The sequence below is a fragment of the Rathayibacter sp. AC182 genome (assembly GCF_979253875.1).
On sequence record NZ_CEEDEK010000004.1, the window covers coordinates 271,351 to 293,739 of the forward strand.

The window sequence follows — 22,389 nt, forward strand, 5'->3', positions numbered from 1 at the left end:
GTCAAGGGTTGTCGCGCGCGACGATCGGGGTCGTCGGGAAACGCTCCGGGTAACAGTACGGTAACGAGCGGCGAGTGTCACGTCTTCCGGCGCCCGGCGTGATCGCTAGACCGACTAGGAAGTGCTTCCCGGGGCGTAATCGGGCGCATCCGAAGTCCGAACAGGCGCTCCAGAGTCTCGATCCCCGTGTCGTGGAGGAGCTGCGCGAGCTCCGTGCCGACGTAGCGGAGGTGGTACGGCTCCGACTCGTAGCCCGTGATCGGGGTCGCGTCGGGCTTGTAGCGGACGAGAAGCCGAAGCGGTAGCACGCTGGCCCCGACCCGAGCCCTCGGGCGTGTCCCCCAGCAGATCTCGAGCGCGCGACGCCCCGGAGGCGCCGACGACGTCGACCGCCCAGCCCGTCTGGTGCTCGCCAGACCCGGCCGCGCGCTCGTCGCATCCGCCCCGGCCTGCTCGCGGGTCGAGACCCAGCCGGCGTACACGCCGACCTGCGTCTCGTAGGAGCGGTACGCGCTCTGCACGGCGAGCGCGAGCCCCGCCTCGGCCGACGCCGCGGCGACGAGGGCGACGAGGGCGTCGGCCGTCGCCTGCCGCATCGGCTGGCGGTTGACGTAGCGGACGTCCGGGTACACGAGATCGGCCGGGAAGTAGTCGACCGGGTTCAGCGTCCTGGAGCTTGTTCACGACGACCCGGCACGCTCGCCGGGTCGTCGACGGAGTTCGCGGCGAGGTCGATCCCGGGGTCCGGTGGGGCTCGGCTCGGCCGGCGCGGTGGTCTCCGTCGCCGTGGGCTCCGGCGCGGCGGTGGCGGACGGAGTCGCGCTCGGCGTCCGCGTCGGCGGAGTGACGGCGAGCCGGTCGGCCCCGGCCGCCGCGGCCGGCTCCGATCGCCGCGCCCACGCCGAACGCGGTCGCTCCGGCGGCGGCCGCCACGGTGCCGATGACGAGTCGCGCCGGCGCACCGGGCGCCCGCCCGGGGTCTCGTTCTCGCTCGAGGTCATCCTCCGAGCTCAGACGCGGGCCCCGCGAACCTCGCGGACACCGCCCGGTCGCCGCCGCGTCCTCCACGCGGGACTCCGCTATCCCAAGGATCTACATCAGCGACTCCCCTCAGCTTCGGAGTGACAGCACCGTGACCCTCCGGACCCCGCCCCCTCGGACCTCGCATCGGCCGTCCCGGCGACGGTAGGACCCCGTGCTCCGACCCGGCCTCGCTCCCGCGGTCCCTCTCACGGCCCTCGCGCGCACCCTCCTCGAGATCCCCGCCGATCGATCCCCGGAGGCCGACGTCACCGGCGTGACGGTCACCGCCTCCGATGTCGAGTTTCCCGGCGATCTGTTCGTCGCACTGGCCGGTGTGAACTCGCCACGGTGCCGAGTTCGTCGCCGAGGCCCGCGAGCGCGGCGCCTCCGCCGTGATGACGGACGGGGCCGGAGCAGGAGCTCGCCCGCGCCACCGGACTGCCCGTGCTCGTCGTCGAGGACCCCCGCGCCCGCCTCGCGAGCCGTCGCGCAGCGGCCGCCGTCTACGGCACGGCCGAGCGCGCTCCGCAGCTGTTCGTGCGACCGGCACGAACGGGAAGACCTCGACGGTCCACATGATCGAGGGCATCCTCCGCCAGCTCGGCGTGGTGCCCTGGTCTCAAGCTCAGACGGCTCGAGCGCCACATCGGCGCACACCTCGATCACGGCGAGCGGACCGACCACGCCCGAGGCGACCGAGCTGCGGCACGCCCTGCTCGCCCGGATGCACGAGGAGGCGCGTCGGCGCCGCGGCCATCGAGGTCAGCGCCCAGGCCCTCACCCGCCACCGCGTGGACGGAGTCGCCTTCGACGCGTCGCCGGCTTCACGAACCTCAGCCACGACCACCTCGACGACTACGGCGACATGGTGACACTACTTCGCCCAGAAGGCGCAGCTGTTCCAGCCCGACCGCGCCCGTCGCGCCGTCGTCTCGCTCGACTCTCCGGCGGGCGCCCGCATCGCCGAGACGGCGGGTGGTCCTCGGTGTCGACGATCACCTCGCCGCCCTCGGTGTCGAGGCCGACTGGACGGTGACGATCCTCGAGCAGGAGTTCGGCCGCACCGGCTTCCGCATCCAGAACCGCGAGTCGCGGGCGATCACCACGTCCGTGCCGATCATCGGCGCGCACATGGCGGCCAACGCGGCGCTGGCCATCGCGATGCTCGTCGAGTCGGGCCGGCCGCCGGGCGAGACCCGGGCGGCGCTGCACCGCGACGGCGGAGCCGACGTCTCGCTCCCGGGCCGCACCGAGCGCGTCGGGCGAGCGCGGCCCGACCGTCTACGTCGACTTCGGCCACAGCGCCGACGCCTTCCAGCACGCGCTCGAGGGCGCGGTGAGCGACCCGCGGTCGCGTGATCATGGTGTTCGGCGCCGACGGCGACCGCGTACACGCCGAAGCGCCCCGCGATGGCCGAGGCGGCGGTCTCGGGCAGCGACGTCCTCGTCGTGACCGACCACCACCCGCGCTTCGAGGACCCCTCGTCCATCCGTCGCACGCCGTCGACGCGGCCCGCGCGGCGAGTGCCCGGACGGCGAGATCCACGAGGTCGACGACCCCAAGCGGGCGATCCGCGTGGCCGTCTCGCTGGCCCAGGAGGGCGACTCCATCCTCTGGGCGGGCCCCGGCCACCAGAACTACCGCGACATCCAGGGGGTGCGCATCGCCCTTCCGGCCCGGGCCGAGAGCCCGTGCCGCGCTCCGCGAGGCCGGCTGGGCCGAGGAGCCCGCGGCCGAGCCTGCGAGGACGGGACGCGCCTCCTGAGATCCCGTTCAGGCTTCGCCGCCGGGGCCTGGAGGCGCGTCCTCGCGCGGTGTAACCCCAGGCAAGCAACGCCACGCGCGCGGTCGGCCGTGCTCTGAGGGCGTCCGCCTACACGAGAGGGGACACCGATGGCCGACTCCGCCGCTCGACAGCCCGAACTCCACGCCCTCCGGCGCGGCCGCGACGCACCTGGCAGATCCTCTTCGTGACCTCTCGGCCGACGAGCGTGCCACCCTGACCCTCGCTCGATCAGACGATCGTGCGGCACGTCGATGCGCACCAATCGCCGACGACCGGGACGGGCTCCTCGCAGCAGGCGTGGGCGACGACGGCGTACCTGATCGTCTCGACGATCGCGACTCCGATCTACGGGAAGCTCTCGGACATTCTTCGGCCGCCGACCGCTCTACCTGATCGCGATCGTCCTGTTCCTGATCGGGCTCGCTGCTCGCCGGGTTCGCGACCTCCATGCTCGACCTCGCGGGCTTCCGCGCGGTCCAGGGCCTGGGCGCCGGCGGCCTGCCATGTCGCTCGCCCTCACGGGTGATGGGCGACATCCTCCCGCCGCGAGAGCGCGCCAAGTACCAGGGGTACTTCCTCGCCGTCTTCGGCGTCTCGAGCGTCGTCGGCCCGCTGATCGGCGGACTCCTCGCCGGCACCCCCGAGATCCTCTTCATCACCGGCTGGCGCTGGGTGTTCCTGATCAACCTGCCGATCGGCGCCGTGGCGCTGGTCATCGTGCTCCGCTCTACCTGCCCAGGCCCGCCGGCGTGCGCTCCGGTCCGCATCGACTGGTGGGGCGCGGCCCTCGTCATCCTCGCCGCCGGTCCGCTCCTGCTGATCGCCGAGCAGGGGCGCGAGTGGGGCTGGGGCTCCCGATCGCCTGGGTCTACTACATCGTCGGCGCGCTCGGCATCGTCGGCTTCATCGCGGCCGAGCGGATGATGGGCGACGACGCGCCGATCCCGCTCAAGCTCTTCCGCTCGCCGACCTTCTCGATGGCCACCGTGCTGGGCGTCCTCGTCGGCTTCGGGATGTTCGGCGGCATGATGACCATCCCGCTCTACCTGCAGCTGGTGAACGGAGCGACGCCCACGAGTCGGCTTCCTGATGCTGCCGATGATCCTCGGCCTCATGATCGCCTCGATCGTCTCGGGCCAGATCATCTCGCGGACCGGGCGGTACCGCGCGTTCCCGATCGTCCGGGACCTTCCTGATGTCGGCCGCGTTCTTCTACTTCACCTTCGTCTCCATCGACAAGCCGGTCCTGTTCATGATGGGCGGGGCTGCTGATGCTGGGGCTGGGCCTCGGCCAGATGATGCAGACGCTGACCCTCGCGTCGCAGGGCACCTGTCGACGCGGCGGCGAACATGCGCGGGGAGTCGCGACGAGCGCCTCCGCGTTCTTCCGTCAGATCGGCGGCACCCTGGGCACCGCGGTGATCTTCTCGGTGCTGTTCACCCGCATCCCGGACACGATCGCGGCCGCCTTCCCGAAGCACTGGGATCCTCCGCCGACCACGCTGGCCGCGCTCGCCGACCTGAAGCCGTCCTCGCCGATCCGGCGGTGCCGAGTAGATCCTCGGCCTCCTCCGGTCCCAGGACGACCTCGGCGATCGGCTCGGCCCTCGACGGCGACACCTCGTTCCTGAACACCGCCGACCGCGCGCTGTCCGGCGCCGCGTTCCTGACCGGCTTCAACGACGCCACCGTGACCGTCTTCTCGGTCGCCCTCGGCGTGGTCCTGCTCGCCTTCGTGCTGTCGTGGTTCCTCAAGACGCCGCCGCTGCGCGCGAAGTCGGCGCGTGTGCAGGAGGCGCACGACCTCGCCGCCGACGACGAGCGCGCCGAGGAGCTCCGCCGGACCGACCCGCAGCTCGCTGCCCGGGCGGGTGCGGATCTCGCCGCCGGCAGCATCGAGGCCCGACGTGCCGGACTCCCGATCCGCACGACTCCGACCCGCGCCCGACGACCGGCGGAGCTGGAACCGTACCTGCGCCGCCCCGAGATCTCGGCGCTGCGCCGGTACGGCGGCGAGAGAAGCGCTCCATCCAGGGGAAGCCGTAGGATGGCCGTACCAGCCGAAGGAGTCGCCGCATGAGCGTTGCCCGTATCCCCGCCACCGAGTCGCCGAGCCTCGCTGAGCAGACCGCGCCGGCGAGCGCCTCGCCGTGCGCGACTGGCCCGTGGGCTTCCTCTGGGGTCCGCGACGCGCCGCCCAGATCGAGGGCGCGGGGCACGAGGGCGGCAGGAGGACAGCATCTGGGACGCGTTCTCGCGCGTCCCCGGCGCCGTCGCGAAGGGCGGCATCCCCGAGGTCGCCGTCGACCACTACCACCGCATGCCCGCCGACGTGCAGCTGATGAAGGAGCTGGGCCTGGGCTCGTACCGCTTCTCGGTCAGCTGGTCGCGGGTGAAGCCGGGCGACCGCTCCGTCAACGCCGAGGGCCTCGACTTCTACTCGCGCCTGGTCGACGAGCTGCTCGGAGCGGGGATCCTGCCCTGGCTGACCCTCTACCACTGGGACCTCCTGCAGGCCGTGGAGGAGACCGGGGGCTGGACCAACCGCGACACCGCCGAGCGCTTCCGCGACTACGCCGAGACCGTCTACGAGAGCCTCGGCGACCGCGTCCAGCACTGGACGACCTTCAACGAGCCCTTCTGCTCGACCCTGCTCTCCCTACGGCGCCGGAGTCCACGCCCCCGAGTGATCTCGCAGCGAGGCCGCGCTCGCCGCGGTCCACCACACGCACCTCGCCCACGGCCTCGCGGTCTCGACGCTGCGGCAGCTCGGCGCGCAGAACCTCGGCATCACCCTCAACCTCTCCAACGCCGTCCCCGACGACCCCGAGGACGAGGTCGACCTCGACGCCGCCCGCCGCTTCGACGCGCTGCAGAACCGCATCTTCCTCGACCCGTTGCTGCGCGGCGAGTACCCCGAGGACCTCCTCGAGGACGTCGCGGGCCTGGGCCTGGACGAGCTGATCGTCGACGGCGATCTCGACCTCATCTCGCTGCCGCTCGACTTCCTCGGCGTGAACCACTACCACGACGACAACGTCTCCGGTCACCCGCTCCCCGCCGGCGCCGAGGACTTCGCCGCCGCGACCGATCGCGAGACCGCGTCCCCGTTCGTCGGCTCGGAGTTCATCACCTTCCCCAGCCGCGGCCTGCCGCGCACGGCGATGGACTGGGAGGTGCACCCCGACGGGCTGCGCTACCTGCTGACCCGCCTGGGCCTGGAGTACGAGAACCTCCCTCCGCTGTACGTCACCGAGAACGGCGCCGCGTACGACGACGTCGTCGAGGACGGCCGCGTGCACGACGTCGACCGCACCCAGTACGTGCTCGACCACGTCGAGAAGGTCGCCGACGCGATCGACCAGGGCGCGGACGTCCGCGGCTACTTCGTCTGGTCGCTGCTCGACAACTACGAGTGGGCGTGGGCTACGAGAAGCGCTTCGGCATCGTGCGCGTCGACTACGAGTCCCAAGAGCGCACGATCAAGGACTCCGGTCTCGTCTACTCCCGCCTGATCGGCGGCTCGTCCGCCTCGTTGCTGGACTGAGCCGTGGTCGACGGTTCGGCGGGACGGGAGCCGGGGCGCTCCCCACCCTCGAGATGGTCGCGGCGCGCGCGGGAGTGTCGCGCGCGACCGTCTCGCGGGTCGTCAACGGCGCCTCGCAGGTCGCGGCCGACATCGTCGCCGCGGTCGAGAAGGCGATCGGCGAGCTCGACTACGTGCCCAACCGGGCGGCGCGCATGCTCGCCTCCCGCCGCACCCACTCGATCGCGCTGATCGTGCCGGAGTCGACGGCGCGCGTCTTCGCCGACCCGTTCTTCGCGTCGATCGTGCAGGGCGCCGCCATGCACCTCGCCGACACCGACTACACGCTGTCGATCTCATCGCGTCGGAGTCCAACGGCGAGAAGACCCGCCGCTACCTCCTGGGCGGCAACGTCGACGGCGCCCTGGTGGTCTCGCACCACTCGGGCGACCACTCCTACGCGGCGCTCGCCAACTCCCTCCCGATCGCCTCGGCGGCCGGCCGCTGTCTCCGGAGGAGCGCGGCTCGTACTTCGTCGACGTCGACAACGCGGAGGGGGCGGCCGACGCGACCGCGCACCTGATCGAGCGCGGTCGCCGCCGCCTCGCCACCATCGCCGGCCCGGCCGACACGCCCCCGGGCGTCGACCGCCTCCGGGTTGGCGCCGCACCCTGGCCGACGCGGGCCTGGACGACTCCCTCGTCGAGTGGGGCGACTTCTCGCCCGACAGCGGCCGCGAGGCGATGCGCCGCCTGCTCGAGCGCGATCCCGGCATCGACGGGCTCTTCGCCGCCAACGACCAGATGGCCGTCGGCGCGTACGAGGCGCTGCAGGAGGCGGGCCGCCGCGTCCCCGAGGACGTCGCCGTGGTCGGCTTCGACGACGACATGTACGCGCGCACCGCGGTGCCCGCCCTCAGCACCGTCCGCCAGACGCCCGCCGAGCTCGGCGCGCGCATGGCCGAGCTGCTGGTCGCGCATCGAGGGACGCCCGGTCGAGCACCGGACGCTGATGCCCACCGAGCTGGTCGTCCGCGCCAGCTCGTGACGCCGCTCGTGCGGGATGACCGCACTCCGCTCGGTGCTCGTTCCGCTGCGCCGGAAGTGCGCGCCGGGTGGGCACCCTCGACTCCGCAGAAGTCGTCGTACTCGGCCTCCAGTACGACAACCTTTTGAGGAGCCGATCCGGCCCACCACCCCGACTGCGCAGAAGTTGTCGTCTTCGACCCTCGAGTCCGACAACTACGAGGACTCGACGTCCGGCGGTTCGAGCTCGAGGGATCCGACTGCCGGGGATGCGACTCCTGAGCACCCGATCTGCGCGGGGTCGAGCGTGACCTCGGCCGGTGCCGACGCGGTCATGGGCGCCAGCCGTGCGCGCGCAGTGCCGCATCGATCTCGGCGATGGTACGCGCCCGGCCCCGGCCGAGACCCTCGGCTCTGACCACGACCTGAATCCAGCCCGCGAGCTGCAGAGCGAGGCCTCGCTCCCGGTCGCGCGCGTACTGGGCGTCGTCGCTCTGATGGTGGCTGCCGTCGTACTCGGCCAGTACCTTCCAGCGCACGAAGCCCAGGTCGCCTATGGCGATCAGCCGGCCTCCGTGGACGATCTCCACATTCGTCTCGGCCGGTGGGAATCCCGCCTCGAGCGCCACCGAGCGCAGCCACGTCTCGCGCCGGGATGCCGATGCAGTGGAAGCCAGCCGCAGCGTCTCCTGCAGGAGCACCTTCCCCGACCGGCGTACCGGTCGAGCCGCTCCTCCAGCTCTGCGATCGTGGCGTAGGGCCGCGGATCGGTCCTCGATTCGAACCGGGGGACGAACAGCAGGTGATCCGCTGCGGCGAGCAGGTCTCGCGCGTAGCAGCCCGGCGAGCAGGATCCAGGTCGTCGCGGGATCGGTGACCGGGAAGACCACGACGTACCAGCACTCGTGTCCACTCCGGACGCAGGACGTGTCCGACCATTCCCCTGGTGCGCGGCGGCCGGCGAGGCGCTGGCGCCGATACGTGGATCGGGTCGTCGGCGAGGGCGAGCGAGGGCAGCGGAACACCCCAGATCCCCGCCGCCGTGAGGTGGGAGAAGTACTGTCCACGTCTCAACCGCGGAAGGTAGGCGCGAGCGCGCTCCTCGTGCGTGACCGGTGCAACACGCGTCCGCACGCCGTGGAACGGCTGCGCGAGAGAGAGGTGAGCGCAGCTGCGCGTCGGTCGCGCCCTCAGCGAGCGCGGTGCGTCGGGTGAAGGCACCCAGGTCATTCGATCTCATGCCCCCGAGGATGGCGCCTGCCCGACCGTCCCACCGCCCGGCACCACCCCCTGCGGACAACTCCGTTGTCGTCACACTGGGGAGGGCTGGTCGGCCTGCCGAGTCCTCAGAAGCTGTCGTACTCGAGCTCGAGTACGACAACTTTCGCGGACTCGGCGCCCGCGCCCCTCAGAGGAACAGCGGCGCCGGGTCCAGCGTCGCGAAGCGGCGGCGCATCACCGCGACCGCGTCCGCGTGCGAGTCGATCAGCACGAAGCGCCGCCCGAGCGCGTGCGCGACCGCCCCGGTCGTGCCCGAGCCGGCGAAGAAATCGAGCACCGCGTCGCCCTCGCGGCTCGACGCCTGCACGATGCGCCGGAGGATCCCCTCCGGCTTCTGCGTCGGGTACCCGGTCTTCTCGCGGCCCGTCGGCGACACGATCGTGTGCCACCACACGTCGGTCGGCCGCTTGCCCCGCTCGGCCTTCTCGGGGGTCACCAGTCCGGGCGCCATGTAGGGCTCGCGGTCGACCGCGACGTGGAGTCGAAGTGGTAGCCGCGGGTTCTTCACGTACACGAGGATCGTGTCGTGCTTGGTCGGCCAGCGCCGGGTCGCCTTGGCCCCGTAGTCGTAGGCCCAGATGATCTCGTTGAGGAAGCACTCGCGGCCGAAGAGCGTCGAGCAGCACCTTGGCGTAGTGCGCCTCGCGGTAGTCGAGGTGGAGGTAGAGGGTGCCGTCGTCGGCGAGCAGGCGCCAGGCCTCGGCCAGCCGCGGCTCCAGGAACGACCAGTAGTCGTCGAAGCGGTCGTCGTAGCGGAGCAGGTCGCCGCGGATCCGCTCGTAGCTGCGGCCCCTGAGCCTGGCGATCGTGCCCGTCGCCGAGCGCACCGAGGTCGTCGAGGTGCGCACCTGCGCGCGCCCGGTGTTGAAGGGCGGATCGAGGTAGACGACGGTGGGCAGCCCCGTCGGCCAGCTGCGGCAGCACCTCGAGGTTGTCGGCGTGGATCACCGCGCTCGCGACTCCGGCACGCCGTCGGCGATCGGGAGTGGTCGGGGGCATCCGGCGACCCTTGCCAGGGCGAGGGAGCGCTCCCGACACGCCCGCCCGCCCGGGAGGACGCTGAGCGGCCCCTGGGCGGACGTCCCCGGCGATGGCGAAGTGCTGCGATGACTTCCGAGGTGCGTCGCGACGCGAGGACGAGTCCAGGTACACGCTGTGGGTCGACGGCGAGAACGTCGGGGTCGCCGACTGCGCGGTCCGAGGGGCCGACATCGTCTTCCTGCACACCGAGATCGCTCCCGAGCACCGCCACGAGGGGCTCGGCGACCGCCTGGTCGAGGCGGCGCTCGACGACGCGCACAGAGCGCTTCGGCGCCCACATCGTGCCGACGTGCCGCTTCGTCGCCGAGTTCATCGCCGCGCACCCCGACTACCAGGAGCTGCTCGCGAGCTGAGCCCGCTCGATCCGCCCGCCCGCGTCGGCGGAGGCGCGCCCCGCTCGTCCGCGTCGAAAAGCAGAGGCGTCGCGCCCCGCTCACGGGACCCGGCGCAGCCACTCAGGGGTCGAGTACTTCGTCCGCACCAGTTCTCCGCCTCCGCGTACTCCGCGTCGGTGAGGTCTCCCGGCGTCCCGCCGTGCAGGCGCACGCTGGTGTCCTTCATCCGCTCGATGATCTCGGCGCGGCTGAGCCCGGTCTGGCTGCGCAGCGGGTCGACGCGCTTCACGGCGGAGGCGATGCCCTTGTCGGACAGCTTCTCGCGGCCGATCCGCAGCACCTGCACCATCTTCTCGGCGTCGGTCATGTCGTAGCTCATGGTCACATGGTGCAGCACCGCTCCGGAGCCCAGCGCCGCTTCTGCGCGGCTCCGCCGATCTTGCCCGAGGGCGAGGTGATGTCGTTGAGCGGCTGGTAGACCGCGTCGATGCCGAGCGACTGCAGCGCGCTGATCGTCCACTCGTCCAGGAACGCGTAGGAGTCGGCGAAGGTCAGGCCCTGCACCAGGTCGCGCCCGGCACGTAGATCGAGTAGGTGACGACGCTGCCCGCCTCCATGAACATCGCCCCGCCGCCCGAGATGCGCCGCACGACCTCCACGCCGTACTTCTCGGCGTTCTCGAGATCGACCTCGTTGCGCAGCGACTGGAAGCTGCCGATGACGACGGCGGGCTGGTCCCACCCCCAGATCCGCAGGGTCGGCTCGCGGCGGCCCTCGCCGACAGCGGCGGTCAGGACCTCGTCGCGCGCGAGGTGCATCGCCGGCGAGACGGCCTTCGCGTGCACGATCCGCCAGCCGTAGTCGCGCCAGCTCACGGTCGACTTTCTGCAGCGAGCGGCGGATCGCGACCGCCACCGCCCGGCGTGAAGCCCAGCAGCACGGCGTCCGAGGGCAGCGCCGCCCGGATCGCGGCGGCGATCGTGTTGGCGTCGCTTCTCCTCCGGCACGGTCCGACGACGGCGCCGAGTCGATGTCGTCGAGCGCGGTGTCGGGGTCGAGGAAGAAGCCGCCCGCGAGGCGGAAGTCGGCGAACCGGCCCTCGACCACCTCCAGGTCGACGACCACAGAGCTTTCCGCCGGGGACCTTGTATTCGCCATGCATGGGGCCAGCCTAGGCGCGACTTGCGGCGGCGCTGCGGGTGGTGCGTCGAAGCGCTCGTCGAGCCAGGCGACCACATCCGCCGTGACCTCGACCCGGTTGAGCTCCTGGAACAGCTCGTGCCGGGCCTCCAGGTACACCCGGACCGGACAGCGTCGGTGAAGCCCGGAGCGCCGACGGTAGGCGCGGGCGAGGGCCACGCACGGACCGCTCCCCGCCCAGCGTGTCCTCGGCGCCGATGACGATGAGCAGCGGCAGCGGAAGGTGCATCCGCCGCGCGGGCGGCCGACCAGCCGCAGGGTCTCGATCACCCCGACCCGCTTCGCCAGCGGATCGGTGAAGGTCAGCTGGTCGTCGTGGAACAGCTGCCAGACGGCCGGATCGCGCGAGAGCCACTCGAGGCCAGGCCGCCGGGCTGCCGGTGCCGGCGGGTGAGGTCGCCGCCGTTCATGAAGCCGGGCAGCCGGTAGGCCGTGCCGCTGAGCACGAGGGCCGCGTAGTCGGAGGAGTGGGTGGTCGACGATCCGCTGCGCCATCAGCGAGCCCCAGGAGTGGCCGAGCAGCACGATCGGCAGCCCGGCGTTCTCGGCGGCGAGCTCGCGCGTCAGGCGGTTGATCGCCTCCTCCGTCGCCCGCAGGCCGCCCGGACCCAGGCGCCCCAGCTGCGACGCGTCGCCGCCGTGCTGCTGCAGGCCCGTGCGCCCGTGCCCGCGGTGGTCCGTCGGCGGCGACGTAGCCCGCCGTCACCAGGGCCTGGGCGAGCTCGAGGTAGCGGCCCGAGTGCTCGCCGACGCCGTGCGCGATCTGCACGAGGGCGCGGGGCGCGGGGTGCGACCACCAGCGGTAGTGGATGGTCACGCCGTAGGCGTCGTCGAAGGTCCTGTCGACCGCGGTGTCCGGCATGGCACCAGTGTGGCCCACCGGCCGCTCAGCGCCACGGCGGACCGGAGAACTGAGAAGTTACTCACGATCGAGGCGGAGCCACCGCCTCGCCGTCGGCGGATCGTTACGGTTCTCATCGACTCACGGCGCCTCCGACGCCGGTCCCCCCACCCCTTCTCGAGCGAGGCCTCCCCCACTGATGACCGTATCGCCCCTGATCTGGACCCTGACGATCGTCTTCATCGTCCTGCTCCTGCTCTTCGACTTCTTCTTCCACGTGCGCAAGGCGCACGAGCCCGCTGAAGGAGTCGGCGCTCTGGTCGGCCCTGTACGTCGGCATCGCCGTGCTCTTCGGCCTCGGCGTCCTCGTCTTCGGCGGACCGACCCCCGGGTCGAGTACTTCGCGGGCTACATCACCGAGAAGGCCCTCTCGGTCGACAACCTGTTCGTCTTCCTGATCATCATGGCGAGCTTCAAGGTGCCCCGCGCCGACCAGCAGAAGGTGCTGCTCTTCGGCATCGTCTTCGCCCTGATCGCCCGCACCGGCTTCATCTTCCTCGGCGCCGCGCTGATCAACTCGTTCGCCTGGGTCTTCTACGCGTTCGGCCTGATCCTGCTCCTCACCGCCTTCAACCTGGTGAAGCCGGGCGACGAGCACTCGGGCGACAACATCATGGTCCGTCTGGCCAAGCGGATCTTCAAGACGAGCGACACCTACGACGGCGACAAGTTCTACACCACTGTCGACGGCAAGCGCGTCCTGCACCCCGATGCTCCTGGTCATGGCCGCGATCGGCGGCACGGACATCCTGTTCGCCCTCGACATCCCCGCGATCTTCGGCCTCACCAACGACGTCTTCCTGGTCTTCACCGCGACCGCGTTCTCGCTGCTGGGCCTGCGCCAGCTGTACTTCCTGATCGACGGCCTGCTCGACCGCCTGGTCTACCTCAGCTACGGCCTCGCCGCGATCCTCGCGTTCATCGGCGTGAAGCTGATCCTGCACGCGCTCCACGAGAACACCCTGCCGTTCATCAACAACGGCGAGCACGTCGAGGTCTTCGAGATCGGCACCGGCCTTCCCTCACGGTGATCGTCGGGGTGCTGACCGTCACGGTCATCGCCTCGCTGGTCAGCCCCAAGGGCCGCCGCATGGCCAAGGAGGCCGCCGAGCGCCGCCGCGTCGCGGCGCAGGCCGACGCAGGACACCGATCCGTTCGTGCACCGCGCAGCGTCGCACCGCGGTCGGCCTCCACGCGCGGACGATCCGCAGAGCGTCCTGCGTCCGCCTACGGCGATCCGCTGGCACGCGGATCACCTGTTCAGCTCCACCCAGTGACGAAGCCCTCCGGGACCACGAGTCCCGGGGGGCTTCGTCCTTCCAGAGCGGGAACTCACTTGGCTCGGTAGCGGTGCTCCGGTCGGCCCGTCGAGCCGTAGCTCAGGGTCATCTCGACCAGCCCGCGGCCTGCCAGCCCCGAGAGGTAGCGCTGAGCCGTCGCCCGCGAGATCCCCGCGCGCTCCGCGACCTCCAGCGCCAGAGCTCGGAGGCCGACTCCGTGAGCCGGGCGAGCACGAGCTGCTCGGTGGCCGAGCGCGAGGGCCCGGCCGCGGCGTCGTCGCCCGAGTGCAGGATCCGCAGGGCCCGCTCCACCGCCTCCTGGTCGGCCGCCCGGTCCTCGCGCAGCACGTTGCGGAACCGCACGTACGCGTCGAGCCGCTCGCCCAGCAGTCGCGCGTCGAACGGCTTGATCAGGTATCCCAGCGCCCCGGCGTGCAGCGCGCGCCGCACGGTCGCACCCCGTCCGAGGCGGCGCTCACGACGAACGCGTCGGTGTCGAGCTCGCGCAGCGTGCGATCCCGCTCTGGTCCGGCAGGTGCACGTCGAGCAGCAGCAGATCCGGCGCGGAGTCGAGCACCGCCCGCGCCGCCCGCGCCGTGTGCACCGGTGGCAGCGCGCGCAGCCCCTGCCGACCGTCGACCAGGTCGGCGTGCAGCTGCGCGACGCGGAAGTCGTCGTCCACGACGAGCACCGTGCGCTCCTGCGAGTCGGTCATCGCTCCTCCTGAGTCCCGGGCGGACGCACCGCGCCCGGCAGCCGCGCGCCCAGAGCACGGCGCCTCCGCTGCCGCCCCCGGCGTCGCCAGCCGGACGGCTCCTCCACGCCGCGCCGCCACCTCGCGGCAGAGCGGCAGCCCGAATCCGCGGCCGTGCACGCGGTCGTCGTCCCCGTCGTCCCCGGCGGGCCCGCGGTCGAAGAGGGTCTCCGGATCCGCGACGCCGTCGCCGCTGTCGGCGACCGTCACGAACAGCGTGTCCCCGTCGTCCAGCAGCTCGACCTCGACGAAGCGCACGTCGCGGGCGCCGAGCGCAGCCGCCCGCACCGCGTTGTCGACCAGGTTGCCGACCACCGTCGCGACGTCCTCCGGCTCGACGACGACGCCGCGCACGAGCGTCTCGTCGCCCAGGGTCAGCAGCACGCCGCGCTCGGCCGCCTCGATCCCCTTCGCGCCCGCGAGCGCCTGGAGGTGCGGCTCCTGCGGCCGGTCGGCGTGCTGCACGGGGTACTTCAGCGGTCCGCGGGTCAGCACCTCGTCGAGGTAGTCGCGCGCCGACTCGGTCCGGCCGGCGTCGAGCAGGCCCGCCACCACGTGCAGGCGGTTGGCGAACTCGTGCCGCTGCACGCGCAGCGCGTTGGTCATCGAGCCGACCGCGTCGAGGCGGCGGCTGAGCGCCGCGACATCGGTGCGGTCGCGCAGCACGACGACGACGCCGAGGTCGCGGTCGCCGCGGGTCACCCGGCGGATGTCGACGTAGACGATGCGCGAGGTGCACGACGAACCCTCCGCTCCCGCCGACCGGGCCCGCTCGGGCGAGCGCAGTGCGGCGGCGATCGCGTCGGCCAGCGGCGTCGGGAGATCGAGCTCGGCCAGGGTCAGCCCCTGCAGCGCGTGCCCGGACGGATCGTCCGAGCCCAGGATCGCGGCGGCGCGCGCGTTGCAGACGCCGACCCGCCCGTCGCGGTCGAAGGCGAGAACGCCTCGTCGACCCCGTCGAGCACCGCGGCCTGGTCCTGCACGAGCGCGGTCGCTCCTCCGGGGCCAGACCCAGGGTCAGCCGCAGCAGCCGACGGCGGATGAAGACGGAGGCGACCACGGCGAGCGCCAGCGCCGCGACGGCCGCCGCGACGACTCCGAGGAGCGCCCTCGGCAGGTCGTCGAAGACGCTCGAGCGCGCGAAGCCGATGCTCCCTCGCCGACCACCCCGCCGCCCGCGGGAGCAAGACCGGCACCTTCGCCCGGGCCGACTCCCCAGAGTGCCCGTGCCCCACGACACGCTCTCCCGTCCGGCGAGCCTCGGTCGCGCTCGTCGAGACGACCTCGCCGAGCCGGTCGGGGTCGGGGTGCGCGAGGCGGATCCCCTGGTCGTCGGTGATGACCACGAAGAGCGCTCCGGTGCGCTCCTCCACTCCGGCCGCGAGGTCCTCGAGCGGGCCGGAGCGCAGGTCGACCGCGTCCGGCGTGCCCGGGTCGGCGGAGTAGCCGCCGACGGCTGCCCGCACGTCCGGATCTCGGCGACGGTGCGGGCGATGGCGAGCGCCGTCCTCCGCCTCGCCGCGCAGCTGCTGCACGCTGAGGGCGGTGACGAGCCCGGCGCAGACGAGGACCGCGGCCGCAGGTCGCGAGCTGCAGCACGGCACGTGGGTCGCGAAGCGCATGCGCCGCCTCCTCACTGCGCAGAATGCGCAGAACCCACACTATGCGCAGATCACGCGCTAATGAGCGATACCCGGGTGCCGCCGCCGAGCGTCCCTGGGGTTCTCCAGGACCCGGAGAGCGCCGCCTCGGCCGGAGGCGCTGGACGCACGACGACGAAGGAGTCAGCAGTGTTGGTAGTACTCGGATTCACGATGATCCTCGGCCTTCATGGCCCTGATCGTGACCAAGAGGCTCACGCCCATGGTCGCGCTGATCGTCGTCCCCACGATCTTCGGCCTCTTCGCGGGCGCGGGCCTGGGCATCGGCGACATGGTCATCGAGGCCATCGGCAGCCTCGCCCCCACGGCCGCCCTGCTGATGTTCGCGATCATGTACTTCGGCATCATGATCGACGTCGGCCTCTTCGATCCGCTGATCCGCTTCATCGTCCGCGCCCTCGGCGACGACCCGGCCAAGGTCGTGCTCGGCACGGCGCTGCTCGCCGGCGCGGTCTCCCTCGACGGTGACGGATCGACCACTTTCATCGTGACCACCGCGGCGATGCTGCCCATCTACCTCCGCCTGGGCATGAACCCGGTCGTGCTGACCTGCGTCGCGGGTCTGGCCAACGGCACGCTGAACATCGTCCCGTGGGGCGGCCCGACCGTCCGCGCCGCCGCGGCCCTGCAGGTCTCGCCGAGCGAGATCTTCGTGCCGATGCTCCCCTCCTCGCGGTGGGCCTGGCCGTCACGCTCGTCTTCGCCTGGATGCTCGGACTCGGCGAGCGCCGCCGTCTCGGCTCGCCTCGCCCTGGCCGAGCCCATGGTCGAGCAGGAGCTGGTCGGCGCCGGCCGCGCCGGCGGCTCGCCGCCCTCACCGGAGGCATCCGCACCGTCGCCCGCGAGAGGTTCTCGTTCCTCCGCGGTCCGGAGCTGCTGCGCGGCGCCCAGGTCGCCGTCGCCGCCCGCGTGCAGGCCGACGACGCCGACACCGCCATGGCCGACACCATGCTCGACCCCGAGCGCGAGACCCTTCGCCGAAGCTCATCTGGGTGAACCTCGCCCTGACGCTGATCGTCATGACCCTGCTGGTCGCCGACATCCTGCCGCTGCCCTACGTCTTCATGGTCGGCTCGGCGGTGGCCCTGCTGATCAACTTCCCGAAGATGAAGGACCAGGCGTCCGAGATCGTCAAGCACGCGCCGAGCATCGTCGGCGTCGTCTCGATGGTCCTCGCCGCGGCGGCGTGCTCATCGGAGTGCTGAACGGCACCGGCATGGTCGACGCGATGGCCGAGTGGGTCGTCGACGTGATCCCGCCGGCGCTGGGCCCGTTCCTCGCCGTCATCACCGGCGTGCTGAGCATCCCGATGACCTTCTTCATGTCGAACGACGCCTTCTACTACGGCATCCTCCCGGTGCTCGCCGAGAGCGCCGCGAACTACGGCATCGACCCGGTCGAGATGGCCCGCGCCTCGATCACCGGCCAGCCCGTCCACCTGCAGAGCCCGCTCGTCCCGGCGATCCTGCTGCTCGTCTCGCTCGCCGCGGTCAACCTCGGCGACCACCACCGCAAGGTGCTGTGGCGCGCGGTGATCGTGTCGCTGGTGATGCTGGCGGTCGGCGGTGCTGGTCGGAGCGCTCCGCTCCGGCCGATCCGCCGCAGGACCGCGCAGAACCTCGGCCGGAACGACTCGTCGCGCACCATCGGCAGGCTGACCGGGCCCTCCCGGCTGAGGTCTGCCGTGCGGGAGCCGAGCACCGGCGGCGGACGTCGTCGGCATGGGCTCCGACGTCGAGCGAGCGGGCGGATCCGCGGCCGCGGCGCTCGCTGAACGTGCGTCAACCGCGCCGGGTGGTACCGCCAGCCGTCGTCGTGCTCCGCGGCGCCGGGGACGGTCGCGTCCCCGCCTTCGGGAACCCCGTCTCGGCGAGCGTCGAGGTCGAGGACCTCGTCCCCGGCGAGCCGGATCACCACGTCGAGCGGGTGCTCCTGCACTCCGGCTCGCTCCACCGGAACGCGAGCAGCTCCGGCTCCTGGCACCGCGTGACGACTTCGTGGCGCTCCGGCGCCGCCCCGTTCTCGATCCACGTCTCGAGGAGGGCGACCCGGCGATGGGCTCGAAATGCATGTCCGGCCACCAGGCGGCCCGCTCCAGGGCGAGGAACCGCCACACGGTCCCGGCGGGTGCGGAGATCCCGGTCCGCACGCGCACCGAGTCGAGGAGCATTGCAGCCGGCCCCGCCGAGACCGGCTGGCCCTAGACCGCGACGTCCGCCCGCTCCGCCTCGCGGGTGCCCGCGTAGACCTCGCGGTCGATCTCGTCGTCGGCGTTCGCGACGAGCATCGCGACGAAGGTGTCGCCGTTGACGTTCAGGAAGGTGCGGAAGATCCCGGTGAACCAGTCGACTGCGATCAGCAGCCCGACCGCCTGGATCGGGAGGCCGAGGTCGTCGCGAGGAACAGCGCGACGATCGGGAACCCGCCGGGCACCGTGATGGTGCCCATGTTCAGCAGGATCGCGAGGCCCATCCCGAGCAGGATCTGCCCGGGCGAGAGCGCGACGTCGCCGGCCTGCGCGAGGAAGAGGACGACGATCGTGTAGTTCAGCACCGCGCCGTAGGAGCCCATGGTGAGCCCGATCGACAGGGTGAAGTCGGCCACCCGGCGGCTCACTCCGACCTTCTCGACGGTGTTGCGCAGCACGGTCGGGAAGGTGACGGCGGAGCTGGTGGTCGACGCGGATCACCGTCTGCTCGGCGAGCTTGCGCGGCAGGCGGCGCGGGTCGAGGCGGGCGCACCGTGACGACGACGACGAACACGACCGTGGAGATCAGCACGCCCAGCAGGGTCGTGCCGAGGTACGCGAGCGCGGTCGAGACCACGGCGAGGCCGACCTCGCCGGTGAGCGCGGCGAGCAGGGCGAACACCTGATCGCGCGCGATGCGCATCACGAGGCGGATGAGGACGAGGAGGATCTGCTGCAGCTGCTCGAGGCCCTTCAGCACGAGGGTGTTGCCGGTGGAGGTCGCGTAGCTGTTCAGGGCGATGCCGAACAGGAGCGAGAACACGATGATCGGCACCATCGTCGCCGTCGACATCGAGGCGATGATGTTGGTCGAGAAGAACCGAGCAGCGGGTCCTGCCAGCCCGCGGCCTCGGCCGCCGACTCCTCGAGCGCCGGGTCGAGCTCTCCCGAGAAGGTCGCGCCCGCGCCGGGCTGCAGCAGCAGGCTGAGGCCGACCGCGACCGAGGCGGCGACGACCGAGAAGCCGATCATCCAGCCGAACGTGCGGGCGGTGGCGAGCCCGCCGGTGCCGACCCCGCCCATCGAGCCGGTCGCCACGATCACCGACGCCATCACGAGCGGCACGATCGCCATCTGGATCAGACGGATGAAGATCTGGCCGACGAATCCGAGGTTCCCCCGCCCACTCCCCCGCGATCAGGCCGAAGACGATCCCGGCGACGGCCGCGAGGCCGATCCGGGTCGCCGGGTTCTTGAGGACGCTGAGCTTCATGAGGACTCCGAGGACGAGGGCGGACGGCCGGGTCAGGCGGACCAATCAAGCGCACCGGTGCTGCGCCCGCGCTTCGCCTGTGTTTCGAGTGCGTGACGGCCGCCGGCCCCGTGTGATGATCGGAGGGTCCGCCCCGCGTCCCGGGGCGCAGGAAGGGCAGCCCGTGGTCGAGACCCCGCCGCCGAGACGGTTCCTGCCGTCGTCGTCCGGCACCTCGAGGGACAGATCGCCCGGGGCAGGCTCCTCCCCGGCGCCCGGCTCGATTCGGAGCGGCGCACCGCCGCCGAGCCCGCGGTCCGCGCACCGCCGTGCGGGACGCACTCGCCCGGATGGAGGCGGCGGGACTCGTCGAGCGCCGGCAGGGCTCGGGCACCCGCGTCAGCGCCATGCCCCCCGCCGAGCGGCTGCTCGCCTCCGGTCTGCAGCCCCACCGGTCCGAGCTCGAGCACTCGGCCGAGCCGCGGCGGGTCCTCGAGCCCGAGATCGCGCGCTTCGCGGCCCTGCGGGCCGGTCCGGAGGAGCTGCGCACGCTCGAGGACGTGCTCGACCGCGCCGCGGGCCGCGACGACCCCGACCGGTCGGTGCGCCTCGACGTCGAGTTCCACGTCGTCGCTCGACTCACCGGCAACCCGCCCTCGGTGACGATGAGCGACCTGACCACCCGTGGACCGTCGAGGCGCGGATCTACTCCCACCTCGAGGACCGCGGGCGCAGTTCGCCAGGCCACCGCAGGATCCTCGACGCGCTGGCCGCCGGCGACGGCGAGTCGGCCGCACTCGCGACAAGTGCGCGACCTGGGCGAGATCGACGATCATCGCCGAGGTCGTCGCTCCCGAGGAGCGAATCGCTTCCAGCAGCGGCGCCAGGTTCTCGGTCCACACGTCGAACCCGAGCTTCAGGATGAGCGCGCCGACGACCGCGAGGAACGCGATCCGGATGAAGCGGCCCTTCGCCACCGCCATCCGCGAGCCCAGGTAATGCCCCCGGCCACGTTCGCCAGGCCCACGAACAGGCCCAGCACCCAGACGACGTGCCCGCCGATGAAGTAGAGCAGCGCCCCGAGGTTCGTCGCGACGTTCACGATCTTGGCCTTCGCGCTCGCGAGCAGGAAGTCGTAGCCGAGCGCCGTGATCAGGGCGATGATCAGGGAAACGCCGGTGCCGGGGCCGATCAGGCCGTCGTAGAAGCCGATCACGAGGCCGAGCACCGCGGCGGTCACGAGGTGCCGCCGCCCCGGCGTTGAGCGCGGTGACGCTGCCCATCGTCGGTCGTGCGATCGTGACGACGGCGACGACGATCAGCGCGACGACGATGATCGGCTTGAAGACGGAGGAGGGCAGCAGCCCCGCGAGCGTCGCACCTCCGTAGCTGCCCGCGAGGGCGACCGCCGCCATCGGCAGCGCCGTGCGGAGGTCGGTCGGGCCCGCCGGAAGAAGGTGATCGCGCTGGTCGTGGTGCCGAAGATCGACGCGAGCTTGTTGGTCGCCAGCGCCTGCACGGGCGAGATCCCGGGCATCGAGGAGCAGGGCGGGCAGCCTGGAGGAGGCCTCCGCCGCCCACCACCGCGTCGATCCAGCCGGCCGCGAAGGCCGCGAGGACCATCAGCGCGATGATCGGGAGACCGAGGTCCGAGGTGAAGTCCAGCATCGCTTCGGAGCGTACTGGAGCGCTCCCACCCCCTCGACTCCCGCCCGGGCCGCCCTAGGGTCGGCGGCATGCGATTCGGACCTTTCATCCCCCAGGGCTGGCGCCACGACCTCGTCGGCATCGACCCCGCCGACCAGCGGCGCACCATGAACGACCTCGCCCGGCACGCCGATGCCGGCAGCCTGGGAGTCGATCCGCATGACTACCCACACCGTGCCGGTGGTCACCGAGGAGGTGACGCACGAGGTGGACGCTCATGGCGGCCTTCGCGGCCACCACCTCGCGCGTCCGCCTCGGCCAGATGTGCACGTGCATGTCGTACCGCAACCCCCGCGCACCTCGCCAAGATCGCCACGACCGTCGACGTGGTCTCGGGCGGCCGCGTCGAGATGGGCATCGGCGGCGGCTGCTGGTACGAGCACGAGTGGCGCGCCTACGGCTACGGGTTCCCCCGCATCGGGGAGCGGCTCGGCCGGCTCGACGAGGGCGTCCAGATCATGCGCCAGGCGTGGACCACCGGGTCCGCGACCCTCGACGGCCGCTACACCGTCGACGGCGCGCAGAACTGGTCGCTGCCGCTGCAGGAGGGCGGGATCCCGCTCTGGGTCGCGGGCGGGGCGAGAAGGTCACCCTGCGCATCGCGGCGCAGTACGCGCAGTACACGAACTTCGCCGGTGCGCTGGAGGCGTTCGATCAGAAGAGCGAGGTGCCGGTGCGGGTACCAGGAGCGCCCACCGATTTCTCGGCGATCACCTGGAGCGCCAACTACAACGTGATGATCGGCGAGACGGAGGCGGAGGTCGAGCGGGGCCTGCAGCGCCTCGAGGAGCGGGTCGCCCTGCTCCTCGGCGCCGAGGCCGCCGCGTCGTTCGTCGCGGAGTACCGCTCGCCCGAGGCGCTCGCCGTCGGCACCCCGGGCAGATCGTCGTCGACCTGCTCGGGCCGACATGGCCGCGCGCGGCATGGACTACGGCATCTTCTACTTCCCCGGACGCGGCGTACGACCGCTCGGGGATCGAGCTGTTCGAGCGCGAGGTCCTGCCGGCCCTGGCGGAAGCGCGGATCGGAGGCGGTGCCTACGCCTCCGATCCGCACTCCGCAAGTCCCTGCGGCGCCCCCGCACCCCCGCCTACGGTCGGAGCATGGACGCACAGGACATCCGCTGGAACGACGAAGCCCGCAGCAAGATCCTCGAGGACTCGGACCGGGTCCTCCGCGAGGCGGTGCTCGATCTCGCCCAGAGCAAGAAGGGCGAGCTCCGGGAGGACGTCTTCGCCGAGCTGAACGCCCGGCTGAAGGACCGCTTCATCGACTTCGAGCCCGGGCCGGACCTCCGCAAGGCCGCCGAGGCCGTCTCGGCCGGAGAGATCGGGACAGGCTCGTGAGCGGCTCGCCGGACGACGCGGCGCTGACCGACGACATCGAGTCGATCTACACCGGGCGAGGGCCGGATCGGCGAGACCGCCG

The 22,389-nt window shown here is 72.0% G+C and carries 18 protein-coding genes and 11 pseudogenes; 14 read left to right on the plus strand and 15 right to left on the minus strand.

The genetic code is table 11. From position 1 onward, the window contains the following. Window positions 1-77: 77 nt before the first annotated feature. Entirely contained in the window at window positions 78-632 is a 555-nt protein-coding gene (locus tag AC0CII_RS09660) for a D-alanyl-D-alanine carboxypeptidase family protein (protein WP_465229250.1), read from the minus strand. A 115-nt stretch (window positions 633-747) separates the two neighbouring features. Here AC0CII_RS09660 and AC0CII_RS09665 point away from each other — a divergent pair, with 115 nt between their 5' ends. From AC0CII_RS09665 to AC0CII_RS09700, 8 genes and pseudogenes are all read left to right on the plus strand, one after another. Beyond that, entirely contained in the window at window positions 748-1,125 is a 378-nt protein-coding gene (locus AC0CII_RS09665) for a hypothetical protein (protein ID WP_465229251.1), read from the plus strand. A 473-nt stretch (window positions 1,126-1,598) separates the two neighbouring features. After that, window positions 1,599-1,895, plus strand: coding sequence for a hypothetical protein (locus tag AC0CII_RS09670; protein ID WP_465229296.1), 297 nt, complete (start codon window positions 1,599-1,601; stop codon window positions 1,893-1,895). Between the two features lie 103 nt (window positions 1,896-1,998). Beyond that, entirely contained in the window at window positions 1,999-2,382 is a 384-nt protein-coding gene (locus tag AC0CII_RS09675) for a hypothetical protein (RefSeq protein ID WP_465229252.1), read from the plus strand. 875 nt (window positions 2,383-3,257) lie between these two features. After that, window positions 3,258-3,734, plus strand: coding sequence for an MFS transporter (locus AC0CII_RS09680; RefSeq protein WP_465229253.1), 477 nt, complete (start codon window positions 3,258-3,260; stop codon window positions 3,732-3,734). Continuing rightward, a complete protein-coding gene (locus AC0CII_RS09685; protein WP_465229254.1) occupies window positions 3,731-4,006 on the plus strand; it encodes a hypothetical protein in 276 nt (91 codons plus the stop codon). Before AC0CII_RS09680 ends, AC0CII_RS09685 begins: the two co-directional genes overlap by 4 nt. Beyond that, window positions 4,006-4,890, plus strand: coding sequence for a hypothetical protein (locus AC0CII_RS09690; RefSeq protein WP_465229255.1), 885 nt, complete (start codon window positions 4,006-4,008; stop codon window positions 4,888-4,890). The genes AC0CII_RS09685 and AC0CII_RS09690 overlap by 1 nt, the downstream gene beginning before the upstream one ends. 70 nt (window positions 4,891-4,960) lie before the next feature. Beyond that, window positions 4,961-6,357, plus strand: a pseudogene (locus AC0CII_RS09695) (GH1 family beta-glucosidase). Window positions 6,358-6,410: 53 nt separating this feature from the next. Beyond that, window positions 6,411-7,383: pseudogene (locus tag AC0CII_RS09700) on the plus strand (LacI family DNA-binding transcriptional regulator). A 310-nt stretch (window positions 7,384-7,693) separates the two neighbouring features. On the opposite strand, the gene AC0CII_RS09705 reads toward AC0CII_RS09700, so the two are convergent. Both AC0CII_RS09705 and AC0CII_RS09710 read right to left on the minus strand, forming a co-directional pair. Continuing rightward, on the minus strand, window positions 7,694-8,062 hold the full coding sequence (locus AC0CII_RS09705; protein ID WP_465229256.1) for a hypothetical protein: 369 nt from the start codon (window positions 8,060-8,062) through the stop codon (window positions 7,694-7,696). A 707-nt stretch (window positions 8,063-8,769) separates the two neighbouring features. Beyond that, window positions 8,770-9,641 (minus strand): annotated as a pseudogene (locus tag AC0CII_RS09710) (DNA-methyltransferase). Window positions 9,642-9,732: 91 nt separating this feature from the next. Here AC0CII_RS09710 and AC0CII_RS09715 point away from each other — a divergent pair. Beyond that, window positions 9,733-9,936: pseudogene (locus tag AC0CII_RS09715) on the plus strand (GNAT family N-acetyltransferase); the annotation flags it as partial. 180 nt (window positions 9,937-10,116) lie between these two features. Here AC0CII_RS09715 and AC0CII_RS09720 read toward each other — a convergent pair. The 3 genes and pseudogenes from AC0CII_RS09720 to AC0CII_RS09730 all read right to left on the minus strand — a co-directional run bounded on the left by AC0CII_RS09720 (window position 10,117) and on the right by AC0CII_RS09730 (window position 12,080). Beyond that, window positions 10,117-11,180: pseudogene (locus tag AC0CII_RS09720) on the minus strand (lipoate--protein ligase family protein). Window positions 11,181-11,189: 9 nt separating this feature from the next. After that, a complete protein-coding gene (locus AC0CII_RS09725) occupies window positions 11,190-11,447 on the minus strand; it encodes a hypothetical protein (RefSeq protein ID WP_465229257.1) in 258 nt (85 codons plus the stop codon). Between the two features lie 177 nt (window positions 11,448-11,624). After that, window positions 11,625-12,080, minus strand: a complete 456-nt coding sequence (locus AC0CII_RS09730) for an alpha/beta hydrolase (RefSeq protein WP_465229258.1) — start codon at window positions 12,078-12,080, stop codon at window positions 11,625-11,627. Between the two features lie 178 nt (window positions 12,081-12,258). Here AC0CII_RS09730 and AC0CII_RS09735 point away from each other — a divergent pair. Further along, window positions 12,259-13,212: pseudogene (locus tag AC0CII_RS09735) on the plus strand (TerC family protein); the annotation flags it as partial. A 239-nt stretch (window positions 13,213-13,451) separates the two neighbouring features. Here the strand turns inward: AC0CII_RS09735 and AC0CII_RS09740 are convergent. From AC0CII_RS09740 to AC0CII_RS09750, 3 genes and pseudogenes are all read right to left on the minus strand, one after another. After that, a pseudogene (locus AC0CII_RS09740) lies at window positions 13,452-14,114 on the minus strand (response regulator transcription factor). A 141-nt stretch (window positions 14,115-14,255) separates the two neighbouring features. Further along, a pseudogene (locus tag AC0CII_RS09745) lies at window positions 14,256-14,759 on the minus strand (sensor histidine kinase); the annotation flags it as partial. Window positions 14,760-14,992: 233 nt separating this feature from the next. Continuing rightward, on the minus strand, window positions 14,993-15,775 hold the full coding sequence (locus tag AC0CII_RS09750; protein ID WP_465229259.1) for a hypothetical protein: 783 nt from the start codon (window positions 15,773-15,775) through the stop codon (window positions 14,993-14,995). A 168-nt stretch (window positions 15,776-15,943) separates the two neighbouring features. On the opposite strand from AC0CII_RS09750, the pseudogene AC0CII_RS09755 reads away from it, so the two are divergent. Next, window positions 15,944-17,378 (plus strand): annotated as a pseudogene (locus AC0CII_RS09755) (CitMHS family transporter); the annotation flags it as partial. 636 nt (window positions 17,379-18,014) lie between these two features. Here AC0CII_RS09755 and AC0CII_RS09760 read toward each other — a convergent pair. From AC0CII_RS09760 to AC0CII_RS09775, 4 genes are read right to left on the minus strand one after another with little or no spacing between them, the layout of a single operon-like run. Continuing rightward, window positions 18,015-18,191 (minus strand): cation:dicarboxylate symporter family transporter, encoded by a 177-nt coding sequence (locus AC0CII_RS09760; protein WP_465229297.1) that lies wholly within the window; start codon window positions 18,189-18,191, stop codon window positions 18,015-18,017. Further along, entirely contained in the window at window positions 18,170-18,460 is a 291-nt protein-coding gene (locus tag AC0CII_RS09765; RefSeq protein WP_465229260.1) for a cation:dicarboxylate symporter family transporter, read from the minus strand. Before AC0CII_RS09765 ends, AC0CII_RS09760 begins: the two co-directional genes overlap by 22 nt. After that, window positions 18,427-18,855 (minus strand): cation:dicarboxylate symporter family transporter, encoded by a 429-nt coding sequence (locus tag AC0CII_RS09770; protein WP_465229261.1) that lies wholly within the window; start codon window positions 18,853-18,855, stop codon window positions 18,427-18,429. Before AC0CII_RS09770 ends, AC0CII_RS09765 begins: the two co-directional genes overlap by 34 nt. Beyond that, window positions 18,795-19,136, minus strand: a complete 342-nt coding sequence (locus AC0CII_RS09775) for a cation:dicarboxylate symporter family transporter (protein WP_465229262.1) — start codon at window positions 19,134-19,136, stop codon at window positions 18,795-18,797. Before AC0CII_RS09775 ends, AC0CII_RS09770 begins: the two co-directional genes overlap by 61 nt. Before the next feature lie 525 nt (window positions 19,137-19,661). Here AC0CII_RS09775 and AC0CII_RS09780 point away from each other — a divergent pair. After that, window positions 19,662-19,862, plus strand: a pseudogene (locus AC0CII_RS09780) (FCD domain-containing protein); the annotation flags it as partial. A gap of 273 nt (window positions 19,863-20,135) precedes the next feature. Here the strand turns inward: AC0CII_RS09780 and AC0CII_RS09785 are convergent. Beyond that, a pseudogene (locus AC0CII_RS09785) lies at window positions 20,136-20,922 on the minus strand (sulfite exporter TauE/SafE family protein); the annotation flags it as partial. A gap of 68 nt (window positions 20,923-20,990) precedes the next feature. Here AC0CII_RS09785 and AC0CII_RS09790 point away from each other — a divergent pair. Further along, window positions 20,991-21,698, plus strand: a complete 708-nt coding sequence (locus AC0CII_RS09790; protein WP_465229263.1) for an LLM class flavin-dependent oxidoreductase — start codon at window positions 20,991-20,993, stop codon at window positions 21,696-21,698. On the opposite strand, the gene AC0CII_RS09795 is transcribed toward AC0CII_RS09790, so the two are convergent. Continuing rightward, window positions 21,688-21,834, minus strand: coding sequence for a hypothetical protein (locus AC0CII_RS09795; protein ID WP_465229264.1), 147 nt, complete (start codon window positions 21,832-21,834; stop codon window positions 21,688-21,690). The two genes, AC0CII_RS09790 and AC0CII_RS09795, sit on opposite strands and share 11 nt — an antisense overlap. A gap of 35 nt (window positions 21,835-21,869) precedes the next feature. Here AC0CII_RS09795 and AC0CII_RS09800 point away from each other — a divergent pair, with 35 nt between their 5' ends. Continuing rightward, window positions 21,870-22,307 (plus strand): hypothetical protein, encoded by a 438-nt coding sequence (locus AC0CII_RS09800; RefSeq protein ID WP_465229307.1) that lies wholly within the window; start codon window positions 21,870-21,872, stop codon window positions 22,305-22,307. Window positions 22,308-22,389: the final 82 nt, after the last annotated feature.

Excerpts from the sequence above, each read along its gene's own strand:
- AC0CII_RS09670 (WP_465229296.1), top strand. The coding sequence starts at position 1,599 with ATGATCGAGGGCATCCTCCGCCAGCTCGGCGTGGTGCCCTGGTCTCAA.
- AC0CII_RS09680 (WP_465229253.1), top strand. The coding sequence starts at position 3,258 with ATGCTCGACCTCGCGGGCTTCCGCGCGGTCCAGGGCCTGGGCGCCGGC.
- AC0CII_RS09685 (WP_465229254.1), top strand. The coding sequence starts at position 3,731 with ATGATGGGCGACGACGCGCCGATCCCGCTCAAGCTCTTCCGCTCGCCG.
- AC0CII_RS09690 (WP_465229255.1), top strand. The coding sequence starts at position 4,006 with ATGTCGGCCGCGTTCTTCTACTTCACCTTCGTCTCCATCGACAAGCCG.
- AC0CII_RS09725 (WP_465229257.1), bottom strand. The coding sequence starts at position 11,447 with ATGCACCTTCCGCTGCCGCTGCTCATCGTCATCGGCGCCGAGGACACG.
- AC0CII_RS09730 (WP_465229258.1), bottom strand. The coding sequence starts at position 12,080 with ATGCCGGACACCGCGGTCGACAGGACCTTCGACGACGCCTACGGCGTG.
- AC0CII_RS09750 (WP_465229259.1), bottom strand. The coding sequence starts at position 15,775 with ATGCGCTTCGCGACCCACGTGCCGTGCTGCAGCTCGCGACCTGCGGCC.
- AC0CII_RS09770 (WP_465229261.1), bottom strand. The coding sequence starts at position 18,855 with ATGTCGACGGCGACGATGGTGCCGATCATCGTGTTCTCGCTCCTGTTC.
- AC0CII_RS09775 (WP_465229262.1), bottom strand. The coding sequence starts at position 19,136 with ATGGCGATCGTGCCGCTCGTGATGGCGTCGGTGATCGTGGCGACCGGC.
- AC0CII_RS09790 (WP_465229263.1), top strand. The coding sequence starts at position 20,991 with ATGCGATTCGGACCTTTCATCCCCCAGGGCTGGCGCCACGACCTCGTC.
- AC0CII_RS09800 (WP_465229307.1), top strand. The coding sequence starts at position 21,870 with ATGGCCGCGCGCGGCATGGACTACGGCATCTTCTACTTCCCCGGACGC.